Here is a 21,250-nt window from a genome sequence, read left to right on the forward strand (position 1 = left end):
TTGAATTCGGGCAGTCGTTTATTGAATTCGGGCAGTCGTTTATTGAATTCGGGCAACCTCCAATAATTTACATAAAGTCATCTAACATATTTGTAATAAATAAATTAATTTATACTGAATAATTCGGGTGTCAAGTAACCCTAATTCTGTCTATCTTAGTGATGTACAGTTCAGGGTGGAAGTCAGTTTTTCTCCTGGCGCATTATTAACAACAGAAAGGTGATTTATGTCACGTCCAAAACGCGGGTCTAAAGTACTTGATAAAGCGCAGCGTCGGATTGCGGCTTTGAAATCGATCAATCCCACCTTAGATTTAGGCAATGGGGTAACAATTGACTCTTTTGCAACCGTCATCAAAACAACGCAAGACAAATTGGAAGCTTATAACTCAAGCCTCTCCAGCGTAGATATGACTCAGGAAGCCTTAGAAGTTGCCGAAAAGTCGCTGATGGAACTAACAAAACACATGTTACTCAGTGTAGCTGCAAAGTATGGCAAGAATAGCGATGAGTACAAAATGGCGGGGGGCGTTCGTCGAAGCGATGTCTACGACGGGCTACGCCTACGCAAGCGTCCGGTGCGAAAGCCTAAGCAAGACGCTGTTGCTTGATAAATCTGGGTTTTACCCCACCCTAACCCTGCCCTTGTAAAGGGGAGGGAACAAGATTTCTTTTTCCCCAGATTGTCTCGCCATTGAATTTAATTCTTCGGCAAACGACAGAGGGTAATTCGACTTGTATGTACACTTACTGAAAACATCAAATTCCGTGACTTTTTCCAATTACCCAATTACGCCGGAAAAATCGGGCTAAAGCTGATTCTTCTAAAGATAGATAAATTGGCCGTCCGTGGGGACAGGTGCGAGGGTTGCGAGTGCGTTGCCAATTATCTAAAAGTGCCTGCATTTCTTGTTGATTCATGGGTGTACCATTACGAATGGCACTGCGACAAGCGACGGCTACTTGGGCTGTTTGTAAATCGCCTCCCCAACTAAGCTCTAAAATTGCTTCTGCACAGTCGTCTCGCTGTTGCAAAGGTGCAGGTATGTTTCGCACTGCCCAAAGTTGTTCGCCAAAGGGTTCTATTTCTAAACCGATGCGTTGCAGTTGCAACACTTGCGCTGGCGACAATTGATAAAGAATAATTGACGGTTCGACCGGGACAAGTTGCCAATTATCAGACAATTGCTCATACAAAACTCGCTCATGGGCAATGTGCTGTTCCACTAACCACATACCACTAGGATGTTCCGCCACAATATAAGTGTTGCTAACTTGAGCGACAGCTTTTAAAGAGTTAGGAGAGACGCGATTAATCGCGTCCGTACAAGGGTTAGGATTTTGAGAATTGAAATTGTAGCTGCCTTTTGCTTCTGCGGTTTTGAGTAATTTACTAACTCGTGTTGTATGGACAGCTTCTTTAAGATTGTTAGAAGAAATGCTGAGTGCTTGGTTGATTGCTTGGGTAATTTGCTCTTGCCAATAAATGATTTCGTTGAGATAAATTTCTGTTTTTGCTGGATTACGATTCCAGTTAATTTGATCGGGGGAAATGGCAAGATGTAGGAAACAAATTGGATAGCGATCGCGTGGTAATGTTCTATGAAATGCTGATAATATCGTTTGCTCTAATTCTGGTGTTTTAACCATCCGTCCGTTAATGGCTACACGTACCCAATCTGGACGATGACGATGAGTGCGATCGGGTAATCCTACTACTAAGTTTAGTGCTGAGTGGGGAGAGACGCGATTCATCGGGTCTGTAGAAGTGTCCGTAGAGACGCGATTAATCGCGTCTGTACAAGAGCTGGGAGGATTGGGTATTTCGAGTTTTATTTCTTGCAAGTCACCTTGTCGCACTTGGGGTAAAATCTGCGGTAGCAGTTGCCCAGTTGTCGAAGCTGGAGAAATGGTGAACCATTGACGGTCATTTTGCCAAATCTGCCAGGTGACGTGAGGATGACACAGGGCGATTTGGTGAATTGTGGCTTGCACGGCTTTCATTTGCTGTGCTGCTGTGGGCAATCCCTGACGACGAGATGAGCAATTACCGAAAAGATGAGAAACTGTCACCACTGTACCAGGTGCGATCGCAGTTACTTCAACTTGCACAACTTCCCCGCCATCGCCATAGCTAATTCGCCATCCTAATTTTCCACCTACAGGACGACTCAAAATTTCTAAATCTGCTAGAGTGGTTAAACTGTGTAACGCCTCACCACGAAATCCTAAACTGTTAATTTTCCATAAATCGGCACTAGAGCGAATTTTACTGGTGCTGTGGGCTGTGGCTGCTTGTTGCAAATCATCTAGGTTCATTCCACAACCATTATCTGCAACACGAATTCGCCATTGCTGCGGCCATAAAGAAACCACAATTCGCGTTGCACCTGCATCTAGGGAATTTTCTACTAATTCCCGCACCACAGATGCGAAACAGTCTATTACCTCACCAGCTGTAATGAGATATACGACTTCTGTTGGTAGAGCTTGAATAGTAGATGCCATAAATTATAGTTTATAGCTTCTGGGGGCAAGGGAAGTGGAGGGGAAATCAATTCTAAATTATACCTTTACAGGGAAGCAAGATACGCGCAGTGTCTTGTAGACAAGAAAAAGAGTAGGGGAGATGTTGCTTTAGCTTTCCGTAGACTGAGGAGATGAGAAAGCGAATTAACCAGAAATTTTGATTAATTGTAAAGAAAACTCAATTAAACGGGGATTTTTGATAAATTGCTTGTGAGGTGATAAGCCAAAAAACTTATGAGTAATAATTCAGTTGCTAATGTCCATGAGTTAAAGACCCGTTTGCAATGGGGTCAACCAGGTTTTACAATTGTTGATGTGCGTGAGCGCCATACCTACAATAACGGTCGGATCAGTGGAGCAATACCCATCCCATTAGACGATTTGGCATCTAGAGCCAAATCTGCTCTACATAAAGAACGCCATATTTATATTTATGGCGACAGTGACGAGCAATCAACCCAGGCTGCACAAATTCTCAGAAAAGAAGGGTTTGTTGAAGTAGCGGAAATCCAAGGTGGTCTTACAGCTTGGATTTCAGTCGGTGGTGCTACAGAAGGTGTTACCGCTTAAACTTAACCCAGGTATATCAATCGAAGTCTATTTATTGCATAATTGCTGGTTTTTTGTACTGCACATTAGACTTCTAACAAAAATCTGAATTAGCGAAAAGTAAACCACAGATGAACTACCGATAAATTCTCTGGGTGTATCTGTGGTTTAATCTCTAAAAAATGGGTTTTTGCAAAATATCTACTGTGCATTACAGCTTTCTCTACAGCATCAAAAAAGTCACTGATTGCAACATTAATTAGCAATTAAATCATCTTACTTTCTGCTTTCTCTAGTGGTATGTCAAATTCATTTTGACGGTTAGAGAGACGCGATAAATCGCCGTCTCTACAGGGAATTTATCCATCAATTATTTATTGACAGACTACTAGTGGTGTTTAATTACTATCCCTGGTTGCCAAAATTTTAGGTAGTTCAGGTTTCAGTAATCCATTCAACAGAGATGCGGGAGGTTGACTGTAAGGCCAAGCAAAAGCATGACGGAAAGCTGCATCCTGACAAGCTTGTAATTGTGCAAAACTGATAATGTTGTAAGTCAAGAGATTCTCATACTCAAACGGTAGACGCACATTGTGCAATCCAGCATTATCAGTACAGATAGCAATATCTACCCCAGCTTCAAAACAACGGTCAAAAACTAATTTGAGTTGACGGATATCCTGCAAAGTACCAGTTTTTAGGTAAGTTGTGGGGCAAACCTCTAAACACTGTCCGCGTTTAGCCACATCATTAAGTAACTCTGGATACAGTAGGGGAATTTGGATGCCGTGACCGATTCGCATGAGATAGGGTAACAGTTCAGGGTAACAGCCAGCAGTGGTTTCATATAAATGTCCGGTGGTGTTAACGCCCTGCGATCGCGCATAATCATATAAGCTAATCCATTCTTCTAAGCGATCGGCATAATAGCTATCACCCCCCGCTACATCCACTGCACAGACATACTGCTTATTTTGCGCCGCCAAATCAACAATCGCCTTGTTCACCTCATAAGGTAGGCGCGTGTGCATACAGAGAATTTGGCTAGTAACAATTGGATATTCTGGCTGGTGGCTAGCAATCCCTACTACTTGTACGATTTCTGCCATCTTGTCAATTCTTTCTGATTGACTCAGATGCTCAGGTGTCCGCAAATAGGGAGTGTAGCGCAGCTCCAGATAAGCCAAATTTTCAAAGATGTAAGCACCCCGCACCAAGCGATAGATAAAGTAAGGCAAAGTCTCCACAGTTTGCACACTTTCTACCAGGGTGTGTAATTCTAGATACTCATCCAGGGTGTTACGTGGACGGGTGTAAAAATCTTCAAATTGTGAATAGTCATCAAAGCGGGAAATCAACTCCGAAGAATGTCGCTCGAAATATCGCCATAGAACTCTTGGTACGACCGAGCCGCCTAGATGTCTATGTAATTCAGCATATAAAGCCATAGTGGTATTTTTATGTAAAAATTTCATTGATTGTAACAAAAACATAGAAGGAAAAAATCTAGACTCGAAGAAATTTAGCTTCAGAGAAATTGGAGTGGAGGTTTCCCACGATCTGGATTTTTTAAAGCTTCTGCGCTAAATTAGGGATTTTATCCTTCTTTTGTGAAAATTTAGCATTTAATGGTGTTTTGAGTATAAATAAACTTGACATTATCAAGATTAAATTGATAAGATTAAAAACTTTAATTTTCGTGTTATACTTAAACAAACATTGCTATTGTTGAAGAAAGTGAAATATAGCAATATATTTTTCCTTTGACGAAGCAAATTCCTGGCAAGGTTGGTATTAATTGAAAATTCAAGCGTTGGAAGTCAAGGCTGGCGATCGCATTGTTGCTTACTGCAACAACAAAATGCAAATCTGCAAGGTAAAACGCATCTTAGATCCCGGTCAAGCTAATATCACACTATCAGTATTCACATCTGAGAATTATCGCGGTTGCTCAGTTTCATCTATAGTCCGCTTTCAGAGCAACGCCTTAGTTGATTTGGTAAGTTAAAAATCAAGTAAACATTCAATCTCAAAAATATCTCTAGCTATTGTCCAGCCTCAAGCTGGATATAGTTATTATTAAAGGTGCGATGGCTGGTTTGGGCTGCGCTTATGCACAGATAAATCCGTTATGGATGATTTTCCAGAAAAACAACTTCACACTATAGCAGTGCAAACGAAAATTTTTCAACAAACTGATATTATGTTCATGCGCCGCTAAGAAATGCGATAACTAGTGGTCTGTCCCATTAATTTTGCGGGGTAATACTAGACTGTGATTAGGATTGTGCTTAGTTTCTAGTAGTTTGTCAACTTTAAATTGATGGGTAAGCAAGTTCGTAGTAAGGATTTTAGTCCTTAATTCCGTTGCAACCACTCATCCAAGCGAGACATTTCTACTGCACGGTTCAACAGCAATCCATTTACCTCATTTGAGCCGGAGTGGAGGGCGAAAATATAATACTTGCCCTTTATATTACTAATAATTGCACCTCCAGAAGCACCGTGATTAGTATCACAGTTGTGGTATAGCAAGTTTCCTGATGGCGGAGGATGCTGCATCCTAAGTGAACGCCAGCAGTCATACTTTCGCCAGCAGTTAGAGTTTCATAACCTTTTTTCTTGGGGTTGGGAAAATCACCAGAATAGCCTACCAAAGCGAACTTTTTCGTATCTCCAACCAAACGTGAAGATGGTAAAGATTTTCAGCCCAAATAACCATATTTTGGCGTTGCATAATAGAGGGATGAATTGAGGTTCTCTACTGTGAATTGTCCATACTGCGGCTCTACTGAAATTAGGAAAAATGGGTGGCGGCGAGGTAAACAAAATCACATCTGTACTAATTGTGATCGCCAATTCATTGATGTCTACAGCCCACCAAAAGGATACTCAGATGAGAAAAAAATAGAATGCTTAAAAGCATACGTTAATGGTGCAGGTTTTAGAGCAATTGAACGTCAAACAGGAGTTCAGACGCTCGCGGACTCGCTAACGCTTCGCTATCACACGACGATAATCAACTGGGTAAAACAAATCGGCGAAAAGTTACCCGAGGCACCGCTAACAGATAAAACACCATCCGTTGGGGAATTAGATGAACTGGAAACTTTTGTGCAGTCAAAAAAAACAAAATTTGGATATGGACAGCGTTAGATCACTTTAATAGAGGAATTTTGGCTTGGGTTGTAGGAGACCATAGTGCAGAAACCTTTAAACCTTTATGGAATATTGTTAGCTTCTGGGGATGCTATTTTTACGTCACAGATGGATGGCGTGTTTACGCTAGTTTCATTAACCCAGGAGACCATATTATTAGCAAAACATATATGACAAGAGTTGAAGGAGAAAATACACGTTTACGCCATTATCTGGCACGTCTACATCGCAAAACATTATGTTACTCCAAATCTGTAGATATGCTTAAGCTGTCAATTAAATTGTTACTACACTACCTGAAGTATGGACAAATACCCGTATTTAGCTAATTCATCCCGCATTTATGCAACGCCCATATTTTTTACCGATAGGCTTGTTGAGCTTTAAAATCGCCCAGTCGTTTGCGTAATCAGCTAAATCACCATTTTGAAAGTCTGTGCCGTAATGAACATTAGTTGCGTAGGCTACATCATTTTTACTTTTGACAATACCATTAACTAAGTTTGGCTCAAATGCGATCGCTTGACTAACTTTTCGCGTTTCCGGGTTAACGACACAGTGAGCATTTGTCAAAACAACGTCTTCAGCAATCAACGTTCCCGTGCAACTGTAACCGCCACCATCAGCACCTATTCCCTCAATTTTACCAATGGCTGACCAAGGGTAGTCTCTGCTAGTCATAGGGATACGGTCATCTGAACCAAGGATTACCCGTCTTCCGGGGAGTTTTTCTTTCTGATTTAGCACCGAAGGCTCACCTTTTCCTTCTAGTTTAAATTCGCCGGGATTTTCAACTTTGGTAAAGCTAGGTGGAGTTTGTGGTTTAGCTGAGACTGAAGCCCAAAACCCCAAAATTCCTACCCCAATTGTTGCTATGCAGGGAATAATAACTTGTCTGGATGTAAATATGCTTTTCATGAGAAATCACTCCTAATAAATTTTGTCTTAAAGTAGGAGTCCTCTTGTCAACCCCACTAGCCCTCTCCTTTAACTTTGCGGTTGAGAGTTGTGGTTCTGGTTTCTGTTTTTGTAACGAATTCATCGGTAAATCCTGATTTTCTCGTCCTGACGCTTCCTAACGAGAGGGGGATGAAAGGTGATAATAGTTATTGAACGAGTAAAGGTAACTTTTATATGTCGTATGAAGTTAGCATTGTTATCGAAAAACATGAATATGGATATTATGCTTATTGTCCTGAACTTCCTGGTTGTCAATCTCAAGGTGAGTCTCTAGAAGAAGTACAGGCAAATATCAAAGAAGCAGTTGAGCTTTATATAGAAACCTTGTCAAACTAAGAAAAACAGGCGCTTCAGCGCTTTTATATCCTCCACCAAAAAACCTACAGCGAAATGGGCGGTTATAAACCGCGTCTATACAAATAAAAGCTACCGATCCTGGGTTTCAAAACCTTAATTTGACCTTAGTCCGCGCAGGCGGACGAAAGCCTGTGTAGCCGCGAATTCCATTCGCCAAGGCAAAAGTAGACACGTATGAGATGCGATCGCCTATTACAAAACTCGTTTTAAATGGAGAGTAAGAGGCGATCGCTCTTTATAGTAGATATTAAACAATTACTTTGGTTCATATATGAAAGCTGAAGAATATCCGTTTGTTCAGGAGTTTTTTCAACTTATTCAATTACTCCAAAATGCTGATTGGATTGGAGTTTCAGTTATTAGCAAAATTGAATTTCTCGCGTTTTCTGGGCTGAGTCAAGAGGATTGTTAGCTTTTTGAGCAGTTTTTGCAACGAGTTGAGGTTGTCAATTTAGTGGCGAGTGATGTTGTTTTGATTAAGAAAATCATTGAAATTCGCCAGCAATATCGGTTGAAACTACCAGATGCAATTATTGCAGCAATGGCTATCCAAAATTCAGCAAGTTTGGTGACTGCCAATCAAGAGTTTGCGAAAGTAACAATTTTAACAGCGATTAATTGGTAGCCTCCTGAGTCAGCAGTCAAGTCTAATTGAGATGATCTTACCCTGGCAGAGCGATGCCTACGGCGAGCAACGCTTACGTTGTACTAAGATCACCCTCCAATTGATGGCTTTTGTTACTTCTTTTTCACATCACGAGCCATATTGAGAAAGTAGTCGTCAATTTTGGCATTAGAACGACGGCGGGTAGTGGCGGAAATTTTAGGAGTGTTATCCTGATTCGTTTCAATTTGCTCTTTTGCAGAAGCTTGTTTTATAGCTTGCTGCTGATCAGATTCCACGAAATAACCAGAGCTATTGAATCCAAACAGGTTGCCAAAAAAACCAAAGAAACTTCCGAAAAAATTAGCAACACTTTGGAATAAAACACCAAACAAGCCTTGAATCCGAATGAACAAGTTCCGAACAGTTTGAGGTAGACGAAACATAACAGCACCCTCCATGATTGCCTATTATCATTGTGACTTAATTCCAATAAGAGAAATGGTGCTATGCAAAAAATTTACCAGGCATAGGCATGAGAGCAGCGAAAATATATTACAGGTTACATTTGAAACATTTATACTTGGCACTACTAACCCGATAACTGCGTCAACTATATTTGCAGCTAAATTACTGTATCAGTTTTTCTGGTACAGCAATTTAATGTTGATATGGAATGAAATATAACCAATTAACCTCATTTAGTAAGCAGAAGTAATGGCAACTCAGTTCTGGGAAAAAAGCATAAAAATTAATGCTTTAACTAACTTACTATTTAAGCCTGTGCCTGTGCGTAGAGGCTTACTCCTATGTCGCAGCAAGCTACGTAAAGCGTTTGGTATTGCGCCTAGTCGCCTCATTTCTCAAGGTTGGTGGCTTTTAAAGAAGCGCCTGCTGCCATTATTATGTCTGATATCATTCGTTGCAGTATTGCTACTCAACACTTTTGCCCCTAGCATTGCCCAACTACCTCCTCAACCTCGTCAAGAAATTCGAGGGGTGTGGCTAAGTGGTAATGATTTTAGCGTTTTTAGAAATCGCTCGCAGGTGCTTGCAGCCATGAGTCAACTGCGGCAGTTAAACTTTAACACTGTCTATCCAGTAGTGTGGAACGATGGCTATACATATTACCCAAGCGCCATCATGCAAAAAATGGGTATTCCCTTCTTCTTCAAGGGAACAGATGGACAAGATGTAATTGCAGACATTATCAGCCAAGCCCGCAGAGAAGGGCTACTAGCAATACCCTGGTTTGAATTTGGTTTCATGGTTCCCCTAAGTTCGGAACTTGCATCCCAGCATCCAGATTGGCTGACACAAAAGCGGGATGGGACTCAAACTTCAATTAGTGCTGCGGGTGAAGTAGCGTGGTTGAATCCGTTTCACCCGGAAGTGCAAAAGTTTATTACTGAACTCGTGATGGAAGTCATTACTCAATACGATGCTGATGGCGTTCAATTTGACGACCATACGAGTTTACCTGTGGATTTTGGCTACGATAAATACACAATTAGTCTATATACTCAAGAAACTGGCAATCCTCCCCCGCCCAATCCCCAAGCCCAAGCATGGATAAAATGGCGGGCAGATAAAATCAGCACATTCATGGTAGACCTGTACCAAACTGTGAAAGCTAGAAAACCGAATGCTATTTTCTCAGTTGCTCCTAATTATTATGATTTCGCGTACAAGCTGCAACTGCAAGACTGGCTCAACTGGGTACGGTTGGGTATTGTTGATGAGTTGGTTATGCAAGTATACCGTAATGATTTAGAAAGTTTTATCACTCAAATAACCCGCCCAGAAATTTTAGAAACACAAAAAGTCATCCCAACTGGTATCGGTATTACGACGGGGTTACGAAATCGCCCAGTTGCCTTACCACAAATCCAATCCCAGGTAGAAGCAGCGCAACAACGCGGTTTAGGTATCGGCTTTTTCTACTACGAAAGTCTTTGGGATATCGCGCCTGAACCAGCAGCACAACGACAGTCAGCATTTGCGGCTCTTTTCCCAAACCCAGTGTTGCGCGACATCTCTCAAAATATACCCCGTAAGCCAAGTTTTGATACCATATCCCTACCTTTATACACAAAACCTTCCCTTGGTCAACGTGTTCGCGGGTATTTTTTGGAAATGGCGATCGCAGGTGGTAAACCAAAGCGTATCTTATTAGATACAGGGTCAGCAGGGCTGCGAGTTCCCAAAGAGTTTTTAGGTAATGCCCCTATTCGCAGAACGGGACAAAATATCAAGGAGGTATTAAGTGATGGTACTATCCTGGAAGGAGAATTAGTTTATACTAATATCCGATTTGGTTTGCTTCCCGCCGCAGAACCCGTTCCGGTACAGATTGTTACTAGTCGCCAATGTATTGCCAAAAAGCCTAATTGTTCAGCAAAGAGTGGTGTACCATTTTCTGGTATTATTGGTGTCAACTATTTTGAAAAGTCACTTCCCTATAATCCGTTAAGAAAATTACCAGGTAATTTGAGTAATGGATTTATCGTGATTGGAAATGGTGGAAGTAACAACAATGGCAGCCTAATTCTCGGTTTAACTGCTGATAATCAAGCAGGTTTCAAAATGGCTCCTTGGAGTCAACAAAGCGAAATAAATGGTGTACCCGGTAACAGATGGGATTCTCGATTGAGCAAAGTTTGTTTAACTCTTGCTGGGAGTGCTGCTAAAAATTCTTGTAATGGTACAATGCTCAATGATACTGGAACTATTAATGGTTTGACTGAATTCAAATCAGCTTCCACAGCAGGTAAACTCAAACCAGGAATATTGCGCTCAACAAATGCTTTGAAAGTAGCAATTAATGGCATTTTTGATTACAGCGTGACACCAGGAACCCGCGACGGATTTAATCGCTGGAATTTAAGTATCTCCCCACAGGCAGAACTTCCTATATTTGTAAATACTGGCATCGCATTTTTTGATAAATACGATGTCCTCTTTGACCAAGTTAATGGAAGACAGGGTTTTCGCACTCGCCGTCAAGAAGAAAATAAAGATTTACTTCCTCAGAAGTCAAAAGTATTTACCCAGGACAAATGACAAGGGACAACCTCACTAGTGGATGTGCAATGTTTATTTGCGTAACAGCTTATTATAATTTCTGCCCTGCGTAAATCGATCGCACTTCGCCGTTACGGCGGATAACGGCTTCACCATTACTTACATCGACTAATGTCCAACCGCTTTCGCCGATACTTTCACCCATATTGATGCGGCGAGTCACGCCATCAATTTTAAACAAAGCGGCAGATTTATTGCCTAACTCGAGTAATCCTTCTAAAGTATTACTCGGAGTATCTGCGATCGCAACTGCCGGATATACTTGTTCTTGAGTAATAGTTGGTTCTGACTCTGGCGCAAGTGCTGCGCGTAATGGAACTACTGGTAATGCAGGCAGAGGACTGGGTGTTTGTCGCACGGTAATCGGTGCAGTTTTCGCAGCTACAGGTTTAAGTTCGGCTCTTACAGCCGCAGCTAACATGTTGACAGTTACAGGTTTGGTAGCTTGTCGCACCGTATTCAGGGCACTTTTCACAACATTTGGTTGAGTTGCCTGTAACGTACTCGCAACTCGTGGTAAAACTGTAGGACTACCAGGAATAGTCGGCAGTAGGTAGCGCATTGGCGACGGTGCTTGATAAACAGGAACGTAGATGCGCTCAACAACGCTTCCAGAACGGTTGGGGGCTGATGGTGTATTATTAGCTAGAAGTGGCAGTGATGGTAAATTACCAGTTGTTTGCCTGTTATCAGGGGCTATTTGGTTATTATTTGCCTGATTAGAAAATTCACGTATGGTAGATTTTTGATTGGGCGTTGCTTCTTGCTTATCTATAACTGCTAGCGATTGCAGCATGTAGTCAACTAAATCTGCCTCAATTTCTACTTTTGTTGGCAACTGTGACTGCGGTTGCGGCACTAGAACACCTGGCTGGGTCAAGTTGGTATTGAAAGGATATACGACTCCAGACTGTACCAAGTAGATAGTACCAGCGATCGCCACGCCTAAAGTTGTTCCCACCATCAGCAGTTTGCCCAAATTATGACTACTTTTCTGACGCTTTCTACTAGCTCTTTTTACGGAGGTGGAGTCAAATACAAAGGTACTCAAGTGTTTGTGGTTATGAGCAACTGACTGCACTGGCTGGTTCAGTGTGTTCGGTATAATCTGTGGTATTGTGGCTCTTTGCAGCACGTTTTCTGTAGGCGACTGGCGTTGAGCTTGGGGAGAAACCCCAGCAACAGACTGGTTCGATTTGTTCTGCCTACTGTGCCTAACGGTTTGAGAAAGCAGATTACTACTAACATCCAGAATGGAGTCGATATCGGCAAAGAGTTCATCCATTAGACCATCAGCATAGTTTTCTATCGACCAAGGCTCGTTGGCGATTAAGTCTTCTGATGGTTCCGGTACTATGAGACGGGTGCTGGCTTCTTGTAACATAGACTTTCTGGGTTGTTGCTAGGACGAGAAAACGCCGCGCCTACTGCCTGGGAATTAGGATTACAGATAAAATATCCAATCTGCCGTCTGATTGAGACGAGTTGGTTGAGCGTTGGTATTAAAGTCAACTTTAATCTGGGGATTGTTGATGATGCCACTACTAATAGTTATGTCATCTATCATACCAATCTCCCTCATTACTACTATACTCAGTCTTTATCAAGTTTGTGTTAAGCTAATGCTGGAAACTCCGGCTGGCTCTTGGTTCTACGCAATTCTAAATATAATAATAAAGCGTTAACATCGGCTGGGTTTACACCACCAATACGTGCAGCTTGACCAAGAGTGAGTGGTTTTACGTGAGTTAGCTTTTCCCGTGCCTCTTTGGATAGGGTATCAATTGTTGTGTAATCTAAATCCGCAGGTAACTGTCGGTGCGCTTGACGGGCAATTTGGTCAATCTGATTTTGTTGCCTAGCGAGATAGCCAGAATACTTGATGTCAATTTCTGCGCCTTCTTTCTCAGCACGGTTGAGATTGGCGTTTCCTAGTCCGAACCTGTCGAGGTCAACGTAATGGAATCCGGGACGGCGCAGCAAGTCGTTGAGGGTAATTGAACCTTTAATTAATTGCTGAGTATTAGATGCGATCGCTATTCCTATTTCATCATGTTCTTTGACTCGTGTGGCTTGCAATCTTTGCTTTTCTGTGGTAATGTTTGCTTGCTTTTGGGTAAAAAGATCCCAACGGCGATCGTCAATTAAAGCAATTTCCCGTCCCAAGGGTGTCAAGCGTTGGTCGGCATTGTCAGAACGCAATATCAATCGGTACTCAGACCTACTGGTGAGCATCCGGTAAGGTTCGCGCAGGTCTTTTGTACACAAGTCATCAACTAGTGTCCCGATATAACTTTGCTCGCGGGCAAAGACAATCATTTCTTGAGAGCGAACAAATCGAGCGGCGTTAATTCCCGCCACCAGCCCTTGAGCTGCGGCTTCTTCATAACCTGTAGTGCCGTTAATCTGCCCAGCACAAAACAGTCCAGCAATCTTTTTAGTCATCAGTGTGGGATAACACTGAGTTGCAGGTAAATAGTCATATTCCACAGCATACGCCGGACGCAGCATCACACATTTTTCCAAACCGGGAAGAGTTCGCAACATTTGCAGTTGCAAATTTTCTGGCAACCCTGTGGAAAACCCTTGGATATAAAGTTCGGGTATATCCCGTCCTTCTGGTTCAATAAAAATTTGATGGCTTTCCTTATCGGCAAAACGGACAATCTTATCTTCAATACTGGGACAATAACGCGGCCCTTTCGCTTCCACCCAACCACCATAAACTGGCGACAGGTGCAAATTTTCTTGAATTAGGCGATGGGTTTCGGCAGTTGTGCGGGTGATGTAACAAGGCATTTGTTCCCGTTCTACCCACGCCTCTGGGTCAAAGCTAAACCAGCGTACATCTTCATCCCCTGGCTGGATGAGCATTTTACTATAATCTACCGATCGCTTGTCTACCCGGGCTGGAGTTCCAGTTTTGAGTCTTCCGGTTTCAAACCCTAGACGATTTAAGGTTTGTGTCAATCCTTCAGCCGCAAATTCTCCTGCGCGTCCGGCTGGCATTGATTTGTTACCAACCCAAATTTTACCTCCTAAGAAAGTGCCAGTTGTCAAGATGACTGCTGTACACTGGAACCCGACACCAAAATAAGTTTCAACGCCGATAACTTCACCGTTAGCGCCAAGCACCAAATCTATTGCCATACTTTCGCGGATTGTCAAGTTTTCTTGGTTCTCGACAATATTCTTCATCACTGCTGCATATTCGCGCTTATCCGTCTGAGCGCGTAATGCCCAAACAGCAGGCCCCCGGGAAGAGTTGAGGATACGTTTTTGTAGGTAGGTGCGGTCTGCTACTTTACCAATTTCCCCGCCGAGTGCATCTACCTCATGAGTCAACTGAGATTTAGCCGGGCCACCCACTGCTGGATTACAGGGTTGCCAAGCGATTTTATCCAAGTTGAGCGTCAATAGCAGGGTACGACAACCGAGGCGTGCAGAGGCGAGAGCTGCTTCGCAACCGGAGTGACCTGCACCGACGACTATGACATCAAAAGCGTCTTGGAATTCAACGGAATTGTGCATGGTCATACTTACAGGATCAACAAGCTGAGAGTTCTTTTCAATTTTAACTGTTCCAGTGGTTTCAGGGATGTAACTTTCTGATAAAAAAGTTATCAAATTTACTAGTACTAAATTCAAGACAAGTTTCTTTTTTTTACTTGAGCAATCAGTCAAAAATATAATGTTTTTAAAGTTTGTGACAACTTTCCGGTTTATTTATCATAAGTATCGTTCACATACTTAACCACTAGCACCATTTTAATTATTACTGGTAGATATCTAACATGCATCCAAATATAGTTTAATACCAATAAATTATTCTTATTTTAAACTACTGAGAATCTATCTAAGAAATTTATTGATTTTATTTTTGAAGCAACTCAGCAATTGTTTACAAATGAAGCTCACAATTAAGAAGAGAAAAAATATTACTAGAGACATCAAACAAGCAACTTTCATCAGTATAGTTATTTTGATGATTTTTCTATTAGTAGCTAGTAATGAGATTACCCACTATAAAGTTGCTATAACCACTCAACCATTAAACGGATGTTTGATTACTGATTCATTACCTTGTACAGATACCTCTAAAAAGACAATATCAGAACCATTTCTTCCCGATCCTAAATTAAATGCTCAACAGCGTTTTTTATCTGTGATCGCTAGTAGATTACCTACAATTCCCCAGTCTGGTACTTATGAATATATTTTGCTACGAGCTTATGGCGCAGTCTTTGTAAATCAAGATATCGGAATTAAACTCCCACAAAAAAATATTTTTGCTAATGAACAAGAAACCCAAGAATTTCAAGATAGTTTAACAATGAGTCATGTTGACGGCACTAAAGATTGTTATTTACAAAAATCGGCGGCTGATGCTTTAAATAAAGCACGAATCCAGCAACAGATACCACTAAAATCTGGTTATGGTTCTGGTGATTGCACTCGCACTTTCAATACAAATTTAAGATTTTGGTACAAATATGCTAACAATCAAATTTTAGCAAAAGTTCAACAGGGCAAAGAAACAAAAATTCTCGGTTTAGTTGCACCTCCTGGAACTTCACAGCATCTTTGGGGATTAGCAATTGATTTACGCGTAAGTACTAAAGAACAAAGAAAAGCTCTTAATCAAAATGGTTGGTTTCAAACTGTACAACATGATGTTCCACATTGGACTTATATGGGTTTAAGTGAAGAGAATTTACCTTTATTTGGTTTTAATAAACAAATTGTCCAAGGCATTACTTATTGGATTACGCCACTTTAATCGTTAGATAGCATGAAAACTTGGGAATACTAAACTTAAATGTGTATTGTCAGGGATTTAGCTATGCCAAACAAAGCTGCTAACCAAGAGCAAGACTTCCTAATTGATTTATTAAGAGCAACTTATCAAAATCAGGAAGTATATCCAATTCTGCAACAGAACTTAAGCAAACTCAATGATAATTTAGCTTTCATATTGCGGAAATGGGTAAGCGATCGCTTTACTAAAGAACCTGCCATTGCTATTAATTTAGCTAGAGTCATTATCAAACTGAGTACTATTATTCAAGAGTTTGAACAAGGGAACCTTGCGAGTAATTTGGAAATTGCGATCGCAGGTTATGAAACAGTTTTGCAAGTGTGTAGCCGTGAGGCTTTCCCTAAAGAATGGGATGTCGTCCAGCAAGCTTTGGTAACAGCTTATCAGCAACGTCAGCTAATTGTCTCCAGAAGCATTGGGGAACTTCGAGAGCAGACTATCCAAACCCAAACTCAAATCAATACATTAACTGAGCAATTACAAGAAGAATTACAACAAGCAAAGCTGCAAGTTAATGACTTAAAAACAACAATTATACAGTTAAAACAGGAAGAAGATAAGTCTGAATCAAGGATAGAGATAACATCTTTAATAGCTGAGTTTAAAGAGTTAAAGCAACGTCAGAATCTTGTAGAGCAAATTACTACAGCTAAGATTTCACCTAAAACTGAACAGTTCAACACAGCTATCTTTTATGATATTGAAAACTTAACAATGGGTAGAAACAACCCTAACTTAAATTTTTCTATAAAAGACATTCAAACAAATCTGGAAAAAACTACTTTAGTTAATAAAATAGCTATCCAATGCGCTTATGCTGACTGGAGTGATTTTCGATTAAGGCCACTCAAGAATGAAATTCAAGAACTTGGCATAGAAGCAATTCAAATTTTTGATTATAGTTACAAACGGAATGCAGCAGATATGCAACTAGCCATTGATATCATGGAATTAGCCCAAAGTCGTCCTACACTGCAAGTTTTCGTTATTGTATCAGGTGATGGTGCATTTGCTGCTTTAGCTAAAAAGCTTCATGAATATGGAAAGACTGTAATTGGATGTGCTTATGAAGGACAAATTAATCGTATTCTCAGGTCTGTTTGTGATTGCTTTATACCTATACCTGCTCCCCAACCCACAAGAGAGGATGTTCCAATTAATGAAGTGACTAGCGAGAGTCCATTAAATGATGATATTTTAGTAGTAACTAATAAAGTTTTGCAGGATTTAAAGAAGAATTATGAGCAATTAAATCAGCTTCGACAAGGTGGTATTCTTCTGCCTAAAATTCACACAATATTGAAAGATAATATCCCAAATTTTGACCAAGAAAGAGAAAAACATGGTTATAAATTGTTGAACATTTTTTTAAAGACAGTCATTGAAGGAACAGATATTTGTCTATCGGGTGATAACAATAAATTAATTTTGAGAGAAAGGTTAACTTTAAGCTCTAATGGCTCATCAAATCAAACTTTCAATAGTAATAGCCCTTGTTTAAGGTCTAGAGTACTTACTACAAACTCCGTTAACCTGTCATAATCACGCTTGGTATACTAGTACAGCATGACCACAATTAGACACGCTTACCCTAAGTATAGGAATTATATTTGATTTTTGAGATATGTATAGGATGTGCTATGCCGTAGGCTAACGCACCAAAACTGTAAATAAAAATCCAATTAATCTTTACAAAAAGTACAGGTAGTTTGGCAAATAAAACTTTTTTATCTATTAAACGATTAAACTTTTGCAGGCGATCGCTATTGGTCTTAAGGCTTACGTCTTGATAGTAAATACAAAATATAGATGTTTTTACAACACATCTGTCTAATGAATAATTTATTAATTACCCATAAATTGTGGGTGTATTTAGCATCAATAAATGACCCATAAAAGCCTGGAAAAACCTATTTTAGTAAATAGTTACTATAATTAATAATTTATACAGTGTGTCAGTCTTAGTCCTATTCAGTAGAAAGTAGCTTTAACAAAAAGAATAAAAAAGTTAAAGGGCAAAAGTAAAAAGAAAATCTCATCTCTTTTTATTTTCCCTTTAACCAATTTTGCAAGAACTCTGGCGTAGTTATCCGAGAGCTAACAGAAATTGGTGCTTAACACTTTACTGGCGATGCCTACGGCGGCAAGCTACGCAATCCGATTTATTTTTGTAATGTTTTATTTATAAAAAACCTTTGCGTCTTGAGACTTCTGACCCTAATCTATGAGCAACAGTGGAAGAAGGCCACCTTGAAGTAGCTCTTAAGGTAAGATTGGGTGAGTCTAACGTCAGTATCTATTTTACCCTGAGCGTTAGCCCCTGGCTTAATTTTCCAGACTGCACAGTTATTTTTACCCTGCTGCATTAGTATGTCAAAATAAAAATACTCGATACATCAAGGTGAGCGATCGCTCCAAAAGCTAGATTAAAGGATTGACCTGAGCAATGGCAGACCCAACCAATCACAATCAAGCGGGAGAAGTAGCTCCCAGCACAGTTGACCACCAAGCTCCCAGTGTGGCTGAAGAACACGCTCCTAGTACAGACTCACCCGAAGCTACAGACCTTCCTACTGCTAACACGCCAGATCCGAAAGCTGCAAACCCCGAAGATAACCCTAATGCTGCTAAACCAGCTGCTGCATCACCCAAGCGAGAAAAACCCGCAGCCGCAGCCGCAACCGGAGAAAAACCCGCAGCCGCAGCTAAAGCCGCCAAAAAGGAAAAAGCCCCATCTGTTGAAGATAAGCCATTTGTCGAGTTTATCGAGCAAGACTACTTGCCAGCTTTACAAAAAGCGATCGCTCAACAAGGCGTGAAAGATTTACAGGTGTCTTTTGCCAAGCAGAAAGTGCCAATCACTGGCTTTGAATCGGCCGAAGAATGCTGGCAAATTATCGGCAGTTGGAAAGAAATTGGTTTACGTCAGTTTAATCTGTATTTCCCAGAAGAAGATATTCAAGGGAAAAAGGGATTTTCCTGTAATGAAGGCAAAAAACCTAGCACTCTTGAGTCATTCTTAATCGATGAGCGCAAAATTACCCTCGATTTGCTGGTATATGGCTTAGTTCAGCGCTTGGGTGGTCAAAAGTGGTTAGGTATAAATTAGTCATTGTTTTTTTTTAACAAAGGACAAATGACAATTTAAAGTTCGTGGAAATGGTAGGTAACGGCTCCAGTATTAGGGTCGTTATCTATTTTTACATAACCTGATTTGTACATCTCATTGAGAGTAGCTTCCACTTCAGCAAAGCTAGCTCCGGTGAACTTTACGCCTTGAGTAACAGTTAAAATACCACCTTTGCTTTCTGCCGCTTCGATCAGTTTAACCATGAGTTGGTTACCAGTTGGGTGGTGAACTTGAGAAGTAACCACTGCTTGATTCAACGGTACACCCAAGGGAGATACACCCGCTTTTAGTCTCAGCTTGTGTTCGTAGTTGTTAACCATATCGGTGATAAAAAACAAATCTACGATCTGCCCTATACCAAGCACACCACCAGTCAACAGCCACAACAAACCAGTCCCGATCTTGCCATTATAGAAACGGTGCAATCCTCCCATCCCGATAAATCCGACTGCACACAAGATGTAAGAGACAAGAAGTCGGTCTTTATGCTGATTGTTTTCAAGATTCATCTTGCTTTTCAACCCTTTGGATTTGCTTTTGTTGTCTAAGATGGGTTTTCCATGTTGTAGTAACAACTACAGAAAATTACTGAGATAGCAATGCTTTAAGATTACAATAGATGCGTGCTACTCCACTTAATTGAAACAGTGCTAATCACTGAACTAGGTTTATTTGACTACTAATCCGCGATTCTTGGTTCCGTAAACATTGAATGATTGTTGCAACTCTTAATCTTTTGCTTGCAAATTTCTAACCCGCACCTTGGTAGACTGAACTTTATACAATTGGATTATTCTGGGCTGTCAGGCCTTGCCAGAGCTTTAACCTTGGCTTTCTGGTCTACTTAAGATAATAAAGACGAAAGAGCAATCAAGACATGGTAGATTCCCTCAAAAAACCAGGCTTTGAAGAAATCCGGCCAGGGATTAAAGTCCCGGCAAAAGAAACCCTGTTAACACCTCGGTTTTATACTACCGATTTTGATGAAATGGCGCGGATGGATATTTCCGTCAATGAAGACGAGTTACAAGCCATTCTCGAAGAGTTCCGCACTGACTATAATCGCCATCACTTTGTTCGGGATGCCGAGTTTGACCAATCCTGGGATCATATTGACGGGGAAACTCGCCGATTGTTCGTTGAGTTTCTAGAACGCTCGTGTACGGCAGAGTTTTCCGGCTTTTTGCTGTATAAAGAACTTGGCCGTCGCTTGAAAGACAAAAGTCCCGTCTTGGCAGAGTGTTTTAACCTGATGTCACGGGATGAAGCACGTCACGCTGGCTTTTTAAACAAAGCTTTGTCGGACTTTAATCTGTCCCTAGATTTAGGGTTTTTGACTAAGAGCCGCAGTTATACATTCTTTAAACCGAAATTCATCTTCTACGCTACTTATCTTTCTGAGAAGATCGGTTATTGGCGCTATATCACCATTTATCGCCATTTAGAAGCACATCCTGAAGACCGGGTTTATCCAATCTTCCGATTCTTTGAAAACTGGTGTCAAGATGAAAACCGTCATGGCGATTTCTTTGATGCGATCATGAAATCTCAGCCGCAAATATTGAATGATTGGAAAGCACGGCTGTGGAGTCGGTTCTTCTTGTTGTCGGTGTTTGCGACAATGTATCTCAATGACATCCAACGCAAGGATTTTTATGCCACCCTTGGATTGGATGCGCGAGAATACGACATCCATGTAATTAAGAAGACCAACGAAAATGCAGGTCGAGTGTTCCCATTGATGCTGGATGTAGAGAATCCAGAGTTTTATGAGCGGTTGGATATTTGTATAAGCAATAACGAGAAGTTAAGTGCGATCGCTAACTCCAGCACTCCCAAATTCTTGCAATTCTTCCAAAAATTGCCGCTTTACATCTCCAGTGGCTGGCAGTTATTACGCTTGTACCTGATGAAACCGATTGATACTGTTTCTGCTCAAGGGGTAGTTCGTTAAGTTATAACAGGTTTGCAAAAGCTTTAGTGGTTCTGCTGTTTGCAGAGCCACTTTTTTTGTCCTAAATATTAGACATCTCCCAATACTGCTCGCTTTGTGCATTCTT

The 21,250-nt window shown here is 41.0% G+C and carries 20 protein-coding genes; 11 read left to right on the forward strand and 9 right to left on the reverse strand.

What is annotated here, in order from left to right; all coding sequences use genetic code 11:
* Window positions 1-226: 226 nt before the first annotated feature.
* Window positions 227-610: a hypothetical protein gene (locus tag RMY00_RS34680; RefSeq protein WP_322651890.1), complete on the forward strand. Its 384-nt coding sequence runs from the start codon at window positions 227-229 to the stop codon at window positions 608-610.
* A gap of 148 nt (window positions 611-758) precedes the next feature.
* Here the strand turns inward: RMY00_RS34680 and mutL are convergent, their stop codons facing one another.
* Window positions 759-2,507: a DNA mismatch repair endonuclease MutL gene (gene mutL, locus RMY00_RS34685; RefSeq protein WP_322651891.1), complete on the reverse strand. Its 1,749-nt coding sequence runs from the start codon at window positions 2,505-2,507 to the stop codon at window positions 759-761.
* Window positions 2,508-2,762: 255 nt separating this feature from the next.
* On the opposite strand from mutL, the gene RMY00_RS34690 reads away from it, so the two are divergent.
* Window positions 2,763-3,098: a rhodanese-like domain-containing protein gene (locus RMY00_RS34690; protein WP_322651892.1), complete on the forward strand. Its 336-nt coding sequence runs from the start codon at window positions 2,763-2,765 to the stop codon at window positions 3,096-3,098.
* Window positions 3,099-3,475: 377 nt separating this feature from the next.
* On the opposite strand, the gene RMY00_RS34695 is transcribed toward RMY00_RS34690, so the two are convergent.
* Window positions 3,476-4,525, reverse strand: a complete 1,050-nt coding sequence (locus RMY00_RS34695) for an adenosine deaminase (RefSeq protein ID WP_322651893.1) — start codon at window positions 4,523-4,525, stop codon at window positions 3,476-3,478.
* Window positions 4,526-4,875: 350 nt separating this feature from the next.
* Here RMY00_RS34695 and RMY00_RS34700 point away from each other — a divergent pair, with 350 nt between their 5' ends.
* Window positions 4,876-5,085 (forward strand): hypothetical protein, encoded by a 210-nt coding sequence (locus RMY00_RS34700; RefSeq protein ID WP_190890347.1) that lies wholly within the window; start codon window positions 4,876-4,878, stop codon window positions 5,083-5,085.
* Window positions 5,086-5,435: 350 nt separating this feature from the next.
* Here the strand turns inward: RMY00_RS34700 and RMY00_RS34705 are convergent, their stop codons facing one another.
* On the reverse strand, window positions 5,436-5,639 hold the full coding sequence (locus RMY00_RS34705; protein ID WP_322651894.1) for a hypothetical protein: 204 nt from the start codon (window positions 5,637-5,639) through the stop codon (window positions 5,436-5,438).
* A gap of 204 nt (window positions 5,640-5,843) precedes the next feature.
* Between RMY00_RS34705 and RMY00_RS34710 the strand changes: the two genes are divergently transcribed.
* Window positions 5,844-6,565, forward strand: a protein-coding gene (locus tag RMY00_RS34710) for an IS1 family transposase (RefSeq protein WP_322651895.1) whose coding sequence is annotated in 2 segments (ribosomal slippage) — window positions 5,844-6,195 and window positions 6,195-6,565 — 723 coding nt in all. Because the reading frame shifts where the segments join, the coding sequence is not laid out codon by codon here.
* A 1-nt stretch (window position 6,566) separates the two neighbouring features.
* On the opposite strand, the gene RMY00_RS34715 is transcribed toward RMY00_RS34710, so the two are convergent.
* Window positions 6,567-7,154, reverse strand: coding sequence for a trypsin-like serine peptidase (locus RMY00_RS34715; RefSeq protein ID WP_322651896.1), 588 nt, complete (start codon window positions 7,152-7,154; stop codon window positions 6,567-6,569).
* Between the two features lie 216 nt (window positions 7,155-7,370).
* On the opposite strand from RMY00_RS34715, the gene RMY00_RS34720 reads away from it, so the two are divergent.
* Complete coding sequence (locus RMY00_RS34720; RefSeq protein WP_322651897.1) at window positions 7,371-7,532, forward strand: type II toxin-antitoxin system HicB family antitoxin; 162 nt, start codon at window positions 7,371-7,373, stop codon at window positions 7,530-7,532.
* 448 nt (window positions 7,533-7,980) lie between these two features.
* Window positions 7,981-8,178: a PIN domain-containing protein gene (locus RMY00_RS34725; protein ID WP_322651898.1), complete on the forward strand. Its 198-nt coding sequence runs from the start codon at window positions 7,981-7,983 to the stop codon at window positions 8,176-8,178.
* 113 nt (window positions 8,179-8,291) lie between these two features.
* Here RMY00_RS34725 and RMY00_RS34730 read toward each other — a convergent pair whose 3' ends face one another.
* Window positions 8,292-8,603: a threonine dehydratase gene (locus tag RMY00_RS34730; RefSeq protein WP_322651899.1), complete on the reverse strand. Its 312-nt coding sequence runs from the start codon at window positions 8,601-8,603 to the stop codon at window positions 8,292-8,294.
* Window positions 8,604-8,874: 271 nt separating this feature from the next.
* Between RMY00_RS34730 and RMY00_RS34735 the strand changes: the two genes are divergently transcribed.
* Window positions 8,875-11,220, forward strand: a complete 2,346-nt coding sequence (locus RMY00_RS34735; protein ID WP_322651900.1) for a glycoside hydrolase family 10 protein — start codon at window positions 8,875-8,877, stop codon at window positions 11,218-11,220.
* A gap of 52 nt (window positions 11,221-11,272) precedes the next feature.
* Here RMY00_RS34735 and RMY00_RS34740 read toward each other — a convergent pair whose 3' ends face one another.
* The 3 genes from RMY00_RS34740 to mnmG are packed head-to-tail and all read right to left on the reverse strand — an operon-like array spanning window position 11,273 to window position 14,778.
* Window positions 11,273-12,625: a hypothetical protein gene (locus RMY00_RS34740; RefSeq protein ID WP_322651901.1), complete on the reverse strand. Its 1,353-nt coding sequence runs from the start codon at window positions 12,623-12,625 to the stop codon at window positions 11,273-11,275.
* A 60-nt stretch (window positions 12,626-12,685) separates the two neighbouring features.
* Window positions 12,686-12,808: a hypothetical protein gene (locus RMY00_RS34745; RefSeq protein ID WP_263983699.1), complete on the reverse strand. Its 123-nt coding sequence runs from the start codon at window positions 12,806-12,808 to the stop codon at window positions 12,686-12,688.
* Window positions 12,809-12,855: 47 nt separating this feature from the next.
* Window positions 12,856-14,778, reverse strand: coding sequence for a tRNA uridine-5-carboxymethylaminomethyl(34) synthesis enzyme MnmG (mnmG, locus tag RMY00_RS34750; RefSeq protein WP_322651918.1), 1,923 nt, complete (start codon window positions 14,776-14,778; stop codon window positions 12,856-12,858).
* A gap of 370 nt (window positions 14,779-15,148) precedes the next feature.
* Here mnmG and RMY00_RS34755 point away from each other — a divergent pair, with 370 nt between their 5' ends.
* The 3 genes from RMY00_RS34755 to RMY00_RS34765 all read left to right on the forward strand — a co-directional run bounded on the left by RMY00_RS34755 (window position 15,149) and on the right by RMY00_RS34765 (window position 19,169).
* The gene (locus tag RMY00_RS34755) at window positions 15,149-16,021 is read left to right on the forward strand and encodes a D-alanyl-D-alanine carboxypeptidase family protein (protein WP_322651902.1); all 873 of its coding nucleotides are present in this window, start codon (window positions 15,149-15,151) and stop codon (window positions 16,019-16,021) included.
* 63 nt (window positions 16,022-16,084) lie between these two features.
* Complete coding sequence (locus RMY00_RS34760; RefSeq protein ID WP_322651903.1) at window positions 16,085-17,602, forward strand: NYN domain-containing protein; 1,518 nt, start codon at window positions 16,085-16,087, stop codon at window positions 17,600-17,602.
* A gap of 904 nt (window positions 17,603-18,506) precedes the next feature.
* The gene (locus tag RMY00_RS34765) at window positions 18,507-19,169 is read left to right on the forward strand and encodes a DUF2996 domain-containing protein (protein WP_322651904.1); all 663 of its coding nucleotides are present in this window, start codon (window positions 18,507-18,509) and stop codon (window positions 19,167-19,169) included.
* A gap of 35 nt (window positions 19,170-19,204) precedes the next feature.
* Here the strand turns inward: RMY00_RS34765 and RMY00_RS34770 are convergent, their stop codons facing one another.
* Window positions 19,205-19,699 carry a TM2 domain-containing protein gene (locus RMY00_RS34770; protein ID WP_322651905.1) on the reverse strand — a complete coding sequence of 165 codons (495 nt, stop codon included), beginning with the start codon at window positions 19,697-19,699 and terminating at the stop codon, window positions 19,205-19,207.
* A 368-nt stretch (window positions 19,700-20,067) separates the two neighbouring features.
* Between RMY00_RS34770 and acsF the strand changes: the two genes are divergently transcribed.
* The gene (acsF, locus tag RMY00_RS34775; protein ID WP_322651906.1) at window positions 20,068-21,144 is read left to right on the forward strand and encodes a magnesium-protoporphyrin IX monomethyl ester (oxidative) cyclase; all 1,077 of its coding nucleotides are present in this window, start codon (window positions 20,068-20,070) and stop codon (window positions 21,142-21,144) included.
* The last annotated feature ends 106 nt before the right edge of the window (window positions 21,145-21,250 follow it).

It is taken from the genome of Nostoc sp. ChiVER01 (assembly GCF_034531155.1).
In the GTDB taxonomy this organism is placed as follows: Bacteria; Cyanobacteriota; Cyanobacteriia; order Cyanobacteriales; family Nostocaceae; genus Nostoc.